This is a genomic window from Streptomyces sp. E-08 (assembly GCF_049913095.1).
Taxonomy (GTDB): Bacteria; Actinomycetota; Actinomycetes; order Streptomycetales; family Streptomycetaceae; genus Streptomyces.
In genome coordinates, this window is sequence record NZ_CP183971.1 from 6,359,235 (window position 1) to 6,372,284 (window position 13,050).

Here is a 13,050-nt window from a genome sequence, read left to right on the forward strand (position 1 = left end):
CGCACTTGCGTACGGCGTACCCAGTTGGCTACCCTAAAATCGCGTACGCCGTACTCGGTGAGGGGTTGATGCATGGAAGACGCGATCATGTACACCGAGGAATTGAGGAAGCGGTTCGGGGACGTCGTCGCCCTGGACGGCCTGGATCTGGTGGTGCCGGCGCACACCGTCTACGGCCTGCTCGGCCCGAAGGGCGCCGGCAAGAGCACAGCCGTGCGGATCCTGGCCACGCTGACCAGGCCCAGCGGCGGGCGTGCCGTCGTCGCGGGCCTCGACGTGGCCCGGAATCCGGCGGAGGTGCGGAAGGTGATCGGCCTGGCCGGTCAGGACGCCTCGTTCGACGAGGGACTGACCGGCCGGGAGAACCTGCGGATCCTCGGCCGCCTCTCCCGGCTCGGCTCGCGCGGCGCCCGCCGGCGCGCCGACGAACTGCTGGAACGCTTCGGCCTCGCCCACGCCGGTGATCGGTTGGTCGGCACGTACTCCGGTGGCACGCGCCGCCGGATCCACCTGATCGCCAGTCTGTTACGGGCTCCCGCGCTGCTCTTCCTCGACGAGCCGACCACGGGGCTCGACGCCCCCAGCCGCGTCGAGATCTGGGAGAGCGTGCGCCGACTGGTGGCCGACGGCACCACGGTCCTGCTGACCACCACGTGCCTGGAGGAGGTGGACCGACTCGCCTCGGCGGTCGGTGTGATCGACCGGGGCCAGCTGATCGCCGAAGGCAGCCCGGCCCAGCTCAAGGCCCAACTCGGCCGGCACATCGACGTCGTGGTCGAGTCTCCGGACCATGTGCCGAGTGCCATGGCGAGGCTGGAGCGGCTCACCGGGCGGTGCCCGGAGGCCGACGGGTCGCGCATCGTCGTGGCCGCGGTGGACCAGGCGCCCGCCCTGCCGGTGATCGTGCGCGAACTGGGCGCGTCCGGCGCGGCGATCCGGAACATAGGGATCCGCGAGCCGGGTCTGGACGACGTCTTCCTGATGATGACCGGGCGGACCGTCGAACCGGTGCCCCCGGTCGGGACGCCGGAGGCGGTCTCGTGAACCTCCTGGCCGACGGCTGGACGCTGACCCGGCGAAGGCTGTTCCGGCTGCGCCACGAGCCCGGCACCCTGCTCACGATGCTGATGATGCCGACCGTGTTCGTGGTGCTGTTCGGCTTCGTGTTCGGCGGCGCGATCGGGGTACCGGGCACCTCGAACTACCGCGAGTTCATGATGCCCGGCCTGTTCGTGGTGACGACCGGGACCGCCCTGTCCACGGCCATGGTGGAGGTGGCGACGGACCAGGCGCGCGGGGTGATGGAGCGCCTGCGCTCCCTCCCGACCCACCGGGTGTCCGTGCCGCTCGGCCAGAGCGGCGCGGAGGGGATCCTCGGGGCCTACGGCCTCGCGGTCCTGATGGTGTGCGGCCTCGTCGTCGGCTGGCGGCCGCGCAACGGCGTTCTGCCGGCCCTGGCCGGCATCGGCCTCCTGCTGCTGTTCCGCTACACGCTGGCATGGGTCGGCACCTACCTGGGCCTGATGGTGCGCTCGGCACGGACCGCGGCCCGCCTGGCACCCTTCGCGCTGGCGCCGGCCCTGGTGTCCAACGCCCTCGTGCCCACCGACCGGATGCCGGCCATTCTCCGGGCGGTATGCGAGTGGAACCCGCTCAGCTCGGCCGCGGCGGCCGTGCGCGAGCTCTTCGGCAACCCCGGAGCTCCGGGGCCGGACGCCGCGTGGCCGCTGACCCACCCGGTGACCGCGAGCCTGCTGTGGGCCGGCCTGCTGTTGCTGATTTTCGTGCCGCTCTCGGCGCGCTCCTTCGCCCGCGCCGGACTCTAGATCCGTACGCGCGGTCTCCCGCCCGAGGACGCGGCGGGTGGGCGGAGGCATCTCCAGAACCGCCACGGGTGCGACGTACCCGTGCGGACATCACCGTTCTCATTCTCGGAGGGACACAAGCATGCGCGTAGTGATCGTCGGAGGCGGCACGGTCGGGTTGTGCACCGCCGTCTTCCTCGCCCGACAGGGCGTCTCGGTCCATGTGCTGGAGCGCCGGGCACAGGTCAACGACCATCCGCGGGCCTTCGGCATCACCGACCGGTCGGCGGAGATCCTGCGGGAGGCCGGCATCGACATCGAGACGGACCATCTCGTCAGGGGCCTCATGACGGGGACGAGCCTGGCCGATCTGACCACCGTCACGGCCAAGTTCGAGCCGCCGGAGATCGGCCCGGCGAAGCTGGGAAGCTGCCCGCAGGACCGGGTCGACCGGGCCGCGCTGGCACGCCTGCGGGAGCTCGGCGGCCAGGTGGACTTCGACAGCGAGGTGGTCGCGCTGACGGACGGCGGCGTCACCACCGCGGACGGCAGGACCGTCACGGCGGACTACGTGATCGCCGCGGACGGAGTCCGCAGCCCGATGCGGGACCTGCTCGGCATCGGCGTGACCGGCCCCGGCCCGCTGAGCAGTTCGCACATGCTCAACGTGCTGTTCCGCGCGGAACTGCCCACCCCGCCGACGTCCATGACGTTCCTGCGCAACGAGCGGGCGTCCGGGATCCTGCTGAAGGTCGACGAGACCGGCCGCTGGGTCTTCCACATCCCGAACGGCGACCCGGAGACCCCCGTCGAGCGGATCCAGCAGCAGATCAGGGACGCCACCGGCGTCACCGACGTCGAGCCGGAGATCATCAGCCTGCTGCCCTGGTCGTCGACGGCGCGCGTCGCCGACCGGTTCAGGCAGGGCGACGTCTTCCTCGTGGGGGACGCGGCACACGTGGTGCCGCCGGTCGGTGGCCTCGGACTCAACGTGGGTATCGCCGACGGCCACAACCTGGCGTGGAAACTGGCCGCCGGCGGTGACGCCCTGCTCGACACCTACGAGGCCGAGCGCCGGCCGGTCGCGCTGTTCACCATGCGACAGACCGTACTCCGCGCCGAGCACCGTGACCTGCACTGGGACAACGACGCGAGCCGGGCGGCCGACCGGGCGGCCGTGGGCATGGCGGGCATCATGATTCCCGTGATCGGCTACCGGTACGACTCCGCCGCGGTGGTCGACCCGGAACCGCTCTCCGACATGGAGAACCTCGCCCTGGACGGCGCACCGGGCAGCCGCCTGCCGCACCGGTGGCTTCCGGACGGACGGTCCACGGTCGACCTGGTCGACGGATTCACCCTGATCACCGGGACCGCGGCCGACCACTGGCTGGACGCGGCGCGGAACCTGGGCATCACCGCGCACGCGGTCGAAGGGTGGGCCGAGGGGGCCGGCATCAAGGAGGACGGCGCCGTGCTCGTCCGCCCCGACGGGTTCGTCGGCTGGCGCACGGCCACCACGCGCCATGACCTCGAGCACAGCACCGCGCACCTGCGGGACGTCCTCGACCGGATCCTGTGCCGGCAGAAGGCCTGACGAGGATCCGTACCCCTGGCATGCGGTCGACACCGGCGCGTCCGGTGTCGGCCGCATGCCGTTTCGGCGTGGGGAAGCGGCCCGGACCGTCTCCGTACGCCCCGCCTCCCGGGGTCGAACCACACACGAACTCGCCTCGAACCGCTGCCGCGAGCATCGGCGCCATGTGATCCCTCGACCACCGACCTCCAGCGAACGCGCGCTCGGCGCGCCCTGTTCGCGGATGTTCCCCGCGTGACGGTGAGAGCCGGGCCGGCAGGGATCAGGTCCGGGTGGGACGCGAGGCCGGTCAGGAACCGAACACCGAGGCAGAGGAGGCGGAGGATGGATTTCGGCGCTGATCCCTATCCCGAGTACGCGTGGCTACGTGCGGAGGAACCGGTCCGGCAGGTCCTGGAGGGCCGGGGCCTCTACGGACTGCTGGTGACCCGGTACGAGGACGTGCGGAGGCTGCTGTCCGATCCCCGGATGAGCAAGGACCCGCGCAACGCCCCGCTCGACTGGCAGGAGGCGGGCAAGGGGAGACCGCTGGAGGACCGGACCGGGCTCGGGACGCACCTGCTGACCACGGACGCGCCCGAACACACCCGGCTGCGCCGGCTGGTCTCGACCGCCTTCACCGCCCGCCGCGTCGAGGGCCTGCGTGAACAGGTGCAGCACATCACGGACGGGCTCCTCGACACGATCGTGCCGCGCGGGCAGGCCGAGTTGATCGGCGACTTCGCTTTCCCGCTGGCGATCACGGTGATCTGTGAGCTGCTGGGCGTGCCCAAGGCGGACCAGGACGTGTTCCGCCAGTGGACGAAGGACTTCCGGCGGTGGACGAACACCGACTCCGCCCAGGGGGACCGCGGTGACGCGCGGCCGGTCGGACTGCGCGACCTGCTCGAGTACCTGACCCGGCTCGTCGAGAAGCGCCGGCGGGACCCGGCCGACGGACTCGTCGACGCGCTGATCGCGGCACGGGACGACGACGACCGGCTGGACGAGGCCGAGTTGCTGTCCATGATGTCCCTGCTGCTGGTCGGGGGCTTCGAGACGACGGTCAACCTGATCGGCAACGGCACCCTGGCCCTGCTGCGCCACCCCGACCAACTCGCCCTGCTGCGCGAGCGACCGGAACTGGTGGACTCGGCGCTGGAGGAGATGCTGCGGTACGACGGGTCGTTCGAGACGTCGACGTGGCGGTTCCCGCTCGAACCCATCGAGGTGGCGGGCACGCGCATCGAGAAGGGCCACCCGGTGCTCCTGTCCCTGGCATCGGCCAACCGGGACGGGGCGAAGTTCCCGGCGCCGGACGACTTCGACGTCACCCGCGCGGACGCCGCGCACGTGGCCTTCGGGCGTGGTGCGCACTTCTGCCTCGGTGCTCCCCTGGCCCGGCTCGAGGGCCGGATCGCGTTCGACGGACTGCTGCGCCGGCTGCCCGGCCTCGCGCTGTCCGTACCGCAGGAGCAGCTGCGATGGCAGCGGAGCCTCACGGTCCGCGGACTGGAGGCCCTGCCGGTCACCTTCGATGCCTGACCCCGGCATCGACGATTCCGTTCACTCGCCGTGGACCGTCCTCAGGAAAGAGACCCACATGCCGAACACAGCAGTCAGCGCGCGAGCGGTGAGGGCACGATGACCCGCCGGATCGCCATCACGGGTATCGGAGTGCGCGCCCCGGGCGGTGGAAACGCCAAGGAGTTCTGGGATCTGATCTCCTCCGGCACCTCGGCCATCCGCACCATCTCGCTGTTCGACGCGTCCGGGTTCCGCTCCCGGATCGCGGGCGAGTGTGATTTCGACCCGGTCGCGGAGGGCTTCTCCGCGCAGGAGATCCGGCGCATGGACCGGAGCGCGCAGCTCGCCGTCGCCGCCACCAGGGAGGCGGTCGCGGACGCCGGCCTCGACCTGACCGAGACGGACCCGCATCGCTGCGGCGTCAGCGTCGGCAGCGCCATCGGCGGCACGATGAGCCTGGACCGGGAGTACAACGTGCTCTCCGACGGCGGCCGCAAGTGGCTCCTCGACCACGAGTACGCGGTGCCGCACATGTACAACTACCTCGTCCCGACGTCGATCGCCGCGGACGTGGCCTGGACGGCCGGGGCGGAGGGTCCCGTGTCCCTGGTGTCCACGGGCTGCACCGCGGGCATCGAGTCGGTGTCCCACGCGGCGCGGATGATCCGGGAAGGGTCCGCCGACGTGATGCTGGCCGGCGGCTCGGACGCGTCCCTCTCACCGATCTGCGTGGCCTGCTTCGACGCGATCAAGGCGACGACGCCGCGCAACGACGAACCGGCCACCGCGTCCCGCCCGTTCGACCGCACCCGGAACGGCTTCGTGCTCGCCGAAGGCAGCGCGATGCTGGTCCTGGAGGAGCTGAACCACGCCAGGGAGCGCGGCGCGCGCGTCTACGCGGAGATCGGCGGATGGGATGTGCGTGCCAACGCGTACCACATGACCGGGCTCCGGACCGAGGGCCCGGAACTCGCCAAGGCGATCGAGGTGGCGCTGCGGATGGCCGGGCGCGTGCCCGAGCAGGTCGACTACGTGAACGCGCACGGCTCCGGTACGAAGCAGAACGACGCGCACGAGACCGACGCGTTCAAGCGCACTCTGGGCGACCACGCCTACCGGACGCCGGTCAGTTCGATCAAGTCCATGATCGGGCACTCGCTGGGCGCGATCGGCTCGATCGAGATCGCGGCGTGCGCGCTGGCCATGGACGCCGGTGTCGTTCCGCCGACAGCCAACCTGCACGAGCCCGACCCGGAGCTGGGTCTCGACTACGTGCCGCTGACGGCACGACAGGCGGATCTGCGGACGGTGCTCAAGGTCGGCAGCGGGTTCGGTGGTTTCCAGAGCGCCATGGTGCTGACCAAGGGGGGATCCGATGAGTAGGGACGTTCCGGGGAACGACAACGGCACGGCGCCGGAGCGTCCTCGCGCGGTGATCACCGGTCTCGGGGTGGTCGCGCCGAACGGGTTCGACGCCGAGGAGTACTGGGACGCCGTACTCCACGGGCGGGGCGCCATCGACCGGATCACCCGGTTCGATCCGGAGCAGTACCCGGCCACCCTGGCGGGTCAGGTGCCCGACTACGACGTGCGCGCGCACATCCCCGGCCGGCTGGTGCCGCAGACCGATCAGACCACCCGGCTGGTCCTGATCGCGGCGGACGCGGCGGTCCGGGACTCCGCGCTCGATCCCGCCGCCCTCCCGGAGGACCAGGTCGGCATCGTCACCGGTCTGTCCGCGGGCGGTCTCGAGTACAGCCAGCGCGAGCTGGAGAAGCTCTGGAGCCGGGGCAGCGACCATGTGAGCGCCTATCTCTCGTTCTCCTGGTTCTACGCGGTGAACACGGGTCAGATCTCCATCCGGCACGGATGGCACGGTCCCGGCGGTGTCCTGACCGGGAACACCAGCGGCCTGGACGCCATGGCGCAGGCCCGCCGGTACGTGGCCGACGGCCTGCCGGTGGTGATGTGCGGCGCGGTGGAGAGCGCGATGTGCCCGCTCGGATGGACGATCGAGCTGACCACCGGCCGGATGAGCACGGTCGCCGACCGGACCCGGGCCTACCTGCCGTTCGACACCGCCGCGTCCGGCTACGTACCGGGAGAAGGCGGCGCCATGGTCGTCGTCGAGGAGGCCGGGCACGCGAGCGGCCGGGGCGTCCGGCCGTACAGCGAGATCGCCGGGTACGCCACCACCTTCGACCCGCGGCCGGGTTCGGCACGGGAGCCGGGGCTGCGGCGGGCGATCGAGTCCGCGCTGGCGGACGCCGGCGTGGCGCCCGAAGAGGTCGACGTCGTGTTCGCGGACGCGGCCGGGGTCGGTGAACTCGACCGCGCGGAGGCCGCCGCCATCACCGCCGTCTTCGGTCCACGGGGTGTTCCGGTGACCGCGCCGAAGACGATGACCGGCCGGCTGTACTCCGGCGGTCCGGCGCTCGACGTGGCCACGGCGTCGATGAGCATGCGGCACGGCGTCGTCCCGCCCATGATCAACGTGACCGACCCGGTCCGGTCCGACCAGCTCGACCTGGTGCTCGGCCGGGCGAGGGAGACGGCCGTGTCCACCGCTCTGGTACTGGCCCGCAGCGACGGCATCAACTCCGCGATGGTGCTGACGGCGGCGTGACGAACGCCGGTGGCAGCCGTCCATGACGGCTGCCACCGGCGTCGGTCCGGACGAGGCGCCCGGTGGTGGCGCGGGCGCCTCGACCCGGTGTCACCCGGCTCACGGACTGGCGATGATCTCCAGGATGCCGGCCGTCCACGTGAAGCCGGCGCCGACGCCCGCCAGCAGACACGTCTGCCCCGGCTCCAGGGCGCCCTCGGAGACGAGATGGGCGAGACCGGCGAACTGGTCGCCCGCGCCGAGGTGCCCGACCCGCCGGCCCCAGGACCAGGTCGAGCGCTCCGGATCGATGCCGAACGGGTCGAAGTACTGTGCCCGCATCCGGGTCCGGCCCAGATTCGGCAGGACGTACCGGTCGATGTCGCCGAGTGTGACGTCCGCCTGGGCGCAGGCCCGGTCGAACGCCTCCCGCTGCCCCGCTTCGATGCGGTGGAGCAGGGCCTCCACTCCCAGTTCGCGCACCAGGGACTCGCTGTTCAGATCGATCGGCGCCCGCGCGGCCAACGGCGCGTCGCTGAAGCTCTCGCCCCTGCCGCCGTGCTCCAGCCCGGAATCGGAGACCGTGACCAGTGCGCGGAGCCGGGCGAATCCGGTGCGGGTGGACACCACCACGGCGGTGCCGCCGTCGCCGCAGATGGTGCTCGGGTCGCTGCGCCACCGGTCGAAGCCGGGCAGGCTGAACCGGTCGGCCGTGGTGACCAGGGCGGTCGAACCGCCGTACGCGCGCAGGTGACCGGCCGCGAGTTCCAGGGCGATCATGCCGCCGTTGGACATCTGGCGGACCTCGACGGCCGGGCAGGAGCCACCGCCGCAGAAGCGCTGGACGTACGACGCCGCCGGCCACATGTCATGACCCTGGTGGTACGCGCAGGCGTGCAGCACCAGGTGCAGGTCCTCCGGACCGACCCCGGCGCGGCCGAGAGCGTCCCGTGCCGCCAGCACCGCCATCTCCGGCGCCGACTTGTCCGGCGAGACGCACACCGACTCGATGCCGGTGTTCCAGACCCGTGCCCGGTCGGCGAGGCCGGCCTGTTCCGCCTCGTCGAGCGTCAGCCGCTCGGGCAGCCACGAACTCGCGGCGGCGATGTAGAGTCCGTCGCTCATCTTGTTCCTCCCACGGATCGGAATGCCTCGGGTTTCCCGTATCCGGTCATGCTCGTCAGGCCCGGCGGAGGTTCGTTCGAGGCCCAGGCGAGGCTTTGTCGTGGTGCGCACGCCGAAGGGTCCCGGGGCCGAATGCCGGGAGCCTCCGTCGACCGGAACTCGAGTGGGTGTCGAAGCGTCCCGGGGATGTTGGTTCCGACGTCACGAGACGAAGGGATCGACAATGGCGACTTTCACTCAGGCGGACCTGGTGGAGCACATACGCCAGGCGGCCGGCGAGGACGACGGATTCGACCTGGACGGCGATATCGCCGACATCACGTTCGCCGACATGGGCTATGACTCCGTCGCGATGGTGGAGGTGACGCTCCTGGTCGAGCGTGAGCTCGGCATCGGCCTGCCCGAGGACGAGAGGGCGAGCAAGAACTCGACCCCGAAGCAGTTCGTCGAACTGGTCAACGAGCTGCTGCCCGCGTCGATCTAGGGCCTGTCCTTCGGATCAGGCCCCGCGAGTTCGGCCTGATCCGAAAGGACGGGCCCTGGACGCGGGGCCGGTGGCGTGGACGGCTCACCAAGGAGAAGACCATGTACAGCACAGAGCACGAGCAACGCTTCGACAACGGCGCCCCGGAAGCACCCGAGCAGCTCGGCCTGCTCTCCGAGATCCTCAACCGGGAGACCTTCCGCACCCTGGGTGAGGAGGTACGGGTCGGGCACGGGTGGCGTTGCTGGGAGGTGGGCGCCGGGGACGGCTCCGTCGCCCGCTGGCTGGCCGCCCGGGTGGGGACATCCGGACACGTGGTGGCCAGCGACCTCAAGCCGCAGCACGTCCCCAGGCACCCGCGGATCGAGGCCATCCGTCACGACCTCACCGAGGACCCGTGGCCGGAGCCGGAGTTCGACCTCATTCACGCCCGGCTGGTGCTGATGCACGTGGCCGACAAGGAGACCGTCGCGGCGAAGCTGGCCGCACATCTCAAGCCGGGCGGCGCGCTGGTGCTCACCGACTGGTATTGCGGCTGCGCCGCCGAGGGGATCATCAAGTCCCCTGTCGACGCGTACACGGCGCGCATCTTCCAGGAATACCACGACGGCGTGCACAAACTCGCCGGAGAGACCGGAATGGATTTCGAATGGGCGGCGCGTACGCCGGACGTTCTGTCCGCCGCCGGCTATCGGGACATCACGGTGCGCGACTTCCGGGCGCCGGGAGAGGGCGGGGCGCCGACCGCACGGCTCGCCCGGCTGCACACCAGCATGCTGGAGCCTTTTCTGCTGAGCCAGACGTCGCTGACCGGTGCCGACATCTCCGTAATTCGGGAGAAACTCCTGGACCCGGAATTCGAGATGGTGACCAACCATACGTACACGACCGTGGTCCGGGCGCCGAAGTAGAGGCGATCCGCTAGGAAATAGGCGGGTCGAAAGAAAAACCCCCGGGAGTTCCGGCGGGGGGCGGCCGCGGTGGAGCGCGTCCTGGCTCCGACCGCCCATGTACCGGCTTCAACGGTCACAGGAGGTCAAACCGGGACAGGCCACCGTGCATCCCCGGCGTCGCACTTCCTCGACTCCCCCTCCGGGTGCCGCACGGTGGTTCCTGCCTGTTGAACAGCCGCGCATCGAAGCGGTGGGGCAACGTTCGGATGTACTCCCGGGCTTGCCACCCTGAACTCCTTTACCAAGAAAGGTTAAAACGGCTCGATTCGATCTTGTTGGGAAGTGGAGCCCCGGGCTACGGTATGTCGTGCGCCAGCGAATATGGGGGAGTTATGGCAGCTGTTGCGGCAAAAGCCTTAACGGTGAAACGACATGCTGATTTCGTGGTCCAATACGCCGAGCGGGAGCTTGAATGGAAAACGGTAGAGCCTATCGGCCTCGGCTCCGTGAGGGAGTCCGCAAGGTTTTCCGTGCACCGCTCGGTGGGGATTCCGGCACCGTCGTGGGAGCCGCCGCCCGATCCGGGGGCGCGGCATGCAGCCTGACCGCGCCGGCCGGTTGCGGATCGTACTGATCGACGACCACGCGCTGCTGCGCGAGGTGGTGTGCGATGCGCTCAACGTGGAACCGGACATGGTCGTCGTCGGCGTCGCCGCCAGCGGTGCCGCCGGCATCGCGCACTGCGAGATCGAGCAGCCCGATGTCGTCCTGCTCGACGGGAACATTCCCGACGAGTCGGTGACCGAGACGGTGCACGCCATCCGCTCCGCATCGCCGAACGCGAGAATCCTGATCGTCAGCATGCCCGACGATCCGGCGCTGGTGCGCCAATTACTCGACTGCGGCGTCCGGGGCTATCTGAACAAGTCGGCGAGCCGGAACGACCTGGTGTCCAGTATCCGTGCGGTGTGCGCGGACAACATCCGCATCGTGCTCCACGTATCCGTCGAGGCACTGACGCACATCGCCTCGGCGGCGAACTGCCAGGACAGACTCACCCGGCGCGAGATGGAAATACTGACCCTGGTGAGCAAGGCCATGAGCAACCGGCAGATCTCGCGGCGACTGACCATCGCCGAGGGCACCGTGAAGCGCCACCTGGGCACCATTTTCACGAAGTTGGGCGCTCGCTCCCGGCTCGAAGCCGTGAACAAGGCGGTTTCCATCGGGCTCATCGCCCGCGCCGGGTGAGACCGCCGGGAGAAACGGCCCCGGCTGACAAGACGCAGGAAACCGCAGGCGCAGATCGAGGGAAGGTAAGCAGACTGTGGCAAGCTTAAAGGGCAAGACCGCGCTGGTGACGGGCGGTCGGACCGGTCTCGGCTTCGGCATCGCCACCGCGCTGGTGGAGCGGGGCGCGAACGTCGTGATCACTTCACGCAATGAGGACGAGCTGCGCAAGGCGGCCGCCGAACTCGGCGAGGGGCGGGCCGTCGCCGTCGCCGGTGACGCCCAGGACCCCGAGCACCAGCGGATCGCGGTGGCGACCGCCGTCGACCGGTTCGGATCGCTCGACCTGCTGGTCAACAACGTCGGCGGTACGGAGCGGACCGTCCGCCGGTTGGTCGACATCGATGTCGCGTCGTACCGGCGCACGGTCGAGATCAACCTGATGACCGCGCTGACCTGGGTCCAGGCGGCCTGGCACGGCTGGCTCGGCGAGCACGGCGGCGCCGTCGTCAACATCTCCTCGATCGCCGGCGAGCTCGCCGTTCCCGACGGCACGGCCTACGGGACGGCGAAGGCGGCGCTGAACCACTTCACCCGGCAGATGGCGAACGAGCTCGCGCCCGCGGTCCGGGTGAACGGCGTCGCGTCCGGCACGGTCCTCACCGACTTCACCAGGGCGAACGTCGAGGGCCGGGAGGACAAGGTGATCGGCTCCATCCCGCTGAGGCGACTCGGCGAACCCGCCGACGTGGGTGCCGCCGTGGCCTTCCTGCTGTCGGACGAGGCGTCCTGGATCACCGGACAGACCCTGGTCGTCGACGGCGGCAGGCTCCTCCACAACAGGTAGCACGGCACCGGCACGATCGAGGATCGCCTCGCGGCGATCCTCGATCCGTCGCCGTGGCCCGTCCGCGGAGCGATGACTACCGGGTGAGCTGCTCCGCGAGGGGCCTCCCCGAGACCCCCCAGTCCGACCAGGAGTCGCGTCCCGCCAGCACCTCCTGATGCAGTTCCCGCAGCATCCCCGAGGGTTCGAGGCCGAGTTCGGCCGACAACGTCCTGCGCAGATGCTGGTAGGCGATCAGGGATTCGTTCCGCCTCCCGCTGGAGGCCAAGGCCTTGATCAGCTGCGCGTGGTACCACTCGTTGAGCGGGTCGGCCAGCAGCATCGCCTTCAGCTCCCCGACCAGTTCCCGGTGCCGTCCCAGCATCGCGTCCGCCTGGATGCGCAGTTCGACGGTGTGCGCCCGCTGCTCCGTGAGATGGACGACGTGCGCCTGGATCGACGGGCCGGCGGTCACATCGGCGAGCGCCGGCCCCGACCAGAGATCGAGGGCCTGTCGCAGCAACCGCGCCGCCGCGGCCGGATCGCCGGCGGCGAGTGCGGTGCGCCCCTGCTGAGCCAGACGGGAGAACGCCCCCAGATCGAGCTGCTCCGGGTCCACCCGGAGCAGGTAGCCGGTGCCGCAGGTGGCGAGCACCTGCTCGACCGTACCCTCCGGCACCCACGGCTCGAACTGGCGCCGCAGCTGGTAGATGTACGTCTGCGCGGTGGGGACGGCGCTCTTCGGCGGTTTGTCACCCCATAGTTCGTCGATGATCGCGTCGAGCATGACGATGTTGTTCGAGCACAGCAGCAGCTGCGCCAGCACCCGCCGCGCCATCGGCGCGGTCGGCGTGCAGTCGCCCAGGTCGTTCGTGACGGTTAGACGGCCGAGTACCTGGAATCGCAACACGGGCGAATGCCTCCACACAGTGATCGTCGGGTCGGGCCTCGACCCAGACTCTGCCGATCCCTTTGCCGG

General features: G+C 70.3%; 12 protein-coding genes. 10 read left to right on the forward strand and 2 right to left on the reverse strand.

The features are described 5' to 3' along the window. The first annotated feature begins 72 nt into the window (after nt 1-72). From ACN9MM_RS29365 to ACN9MM_RS29390, 6 genes are all read left to right on the forward strand, one after another. Nucleotides 73-1,044, forward strand: a complete 972-nt coding sequence (locus ACN9MM_RS29365) for an ATP-binding cassette domain-containing protein (RefSeq protein ID WP_426366728.1) — start codon at nt 73-75, stop codon at nt 1,042-1,044. Then, nucleotides 1,041-1,826 (forward strand): ABC transporter permease, encoded by a 786-nt coding sequence (locus tag ACN9MM_RS29370; protein ID WP_426366729.1) that lies wholly within the window; start codon nt 1,041-1,043, stop codon nt 1,824-1,826. Before ACN9MM_RS29365 ends, ACN9MM_RS29370 begins: the two co-directional genes overlap by 4 nt. Nucleotides 1,827-1,947: 121 nt before the next feature. Then, on the forward strand, nt 1,948-3,402 hold the full coding sequence (locus tag ACN9MM_RS29375) for an FAD-dependent oxidoreductase (RefSeq protein ID WP_426366730.1): 1,455 nt from the start codon (nt 1,948-1,950) through the stop codon (nt 3,400-3,402). A gap of 324 nt (nt 3,403-3,726) precedes the next feature. Then, complete coding sequence (locus ACN9MM_RS29380; protein WP_426366731.1) at nt 3,727-4,926, forward strand: cytochrome P450 family protein; 1,200 nt, start codon at nt 3,727-3,729, stop codon at nt 4,924-4,926. A gap of 99 nt (nt 4,927-5,025) precedes the next feature. Then, nucleotides 5,026-6,291 carry a beta-ketoacyl-[acyl-carrier-protein] synthase family protein gene (locus tag ACN9MM_RS29385; RefSeq protein ID WP_426366732.1) on the forward strand — a complete coding sequence of 422 codons (1,266 nt, stop codon included), beginning with the start codon at nt 5,026-5,028 and terminating at the stop codon, nt 6,289-6,291. Further along, complete coding sequence (locus ACN9MM_RS29390; protein ID WP_426366733.1) at nt 6,284-7,534, forward strand: ketosynthase chain-length factor; 1,251 nt, start codon at nt 6,284-6,286, stop codon at nt 7,532-7,534. The genes ACN9MM_RS29385 and ACN9MM_RS29390 overlap by 8 nt, the downstream gene beginning before the upstream one ends. Nucleotides 7,535-7,633: 99 nt before the next feature. Here ACN9MM_RS29390 and ACN9MM_RS29395 read toward each other — a convergent pair whose 3' ends face one another. Beyond that, nucleotides 7,634-8,638, reverse strand: coding sequence for a ketoacyl-ACP synthase III family protein (locus ACN9MM_RS29395; protein ID WP_426366734.1), 1,005 nt, complete (start codon nt 8,636-8,638; stop codon nt 7,634-7,636). A 223-nt stretch (nt 8,639-8,861) separates the two neighbouring features. On the opposite strand from ACN9MM_RS29395, the gene ACN9MM_RS29400 reads away from it, so the two are divergent. The 4 genes from ACN9MM_RS29400 (at nt 8,862) to ACN9MM_RS29415 (ending at nt 12,092) form a co-directional block, all read left to right on the forward strand. Then, complete coding sequence (locus ACN9MM_RS29400) at nt 8,862-9,122, forward strand: acyl carrier protein (protein WP_426366735.1); 261 nt, start codon at nt 8,862-8,864, stop codon at nt 9,120-9,122. Between the two features lie 101 nt (nt 9,123-9,223). Then, nucleotides 9,224-10,033: a class I SAM-dependent methyltransferase gene (locus tag ACN9MM_RS29405; RefSeq protein ID WP_426366736.1), complete on the forward strand. Its 810-nt coding sequence runs from the start codon at nt 9,224-9,226 to the stop codon at nt 10,031-10,033. A 576-nt stretch (nt 10,034-10,609) separates the two neighbouring features. After that, entirely contained in the window at nt 10,610-11,266 is a 657-nt protein-coding gene (locus ACN9MM_RS29410; protein ID WP_426366737.1) for a response regulator, read from the forward strand. 76 nt (nt 11,267-11,342) lie between these two features. Further along, nucleotides 11,343-12,092, forward strand: a complete 750-nt coding sequence (locus ACN9MM_RS29415; RefSeq protein ID WP_426366738.1) for an SDR family oxidoreductase — start codon at nt 11,343-11,345, stop codon at nt 12,090-12,092. Between the two features lie 76 nt (nt 12,093-12,168). Here the strand turns inward: ACN9MM_RS29415 and ACN9MM_RS29420 are convergent, their stop codons facing one another. Next, on the reverse strand, nt 12,169-12,981 hold the full coding sequence (locus tag ACN9MM_RS29420) for an AfsR/SARP family transcriptional regulator (RefSeq protein WP_426366739.1): 813 nt from the start codon (nt 12,979-12,981) through the stop codon (nt 12,169-12,171). Nucleotides 12,982-13,050 lie beyond the last annotated feature (69 nt).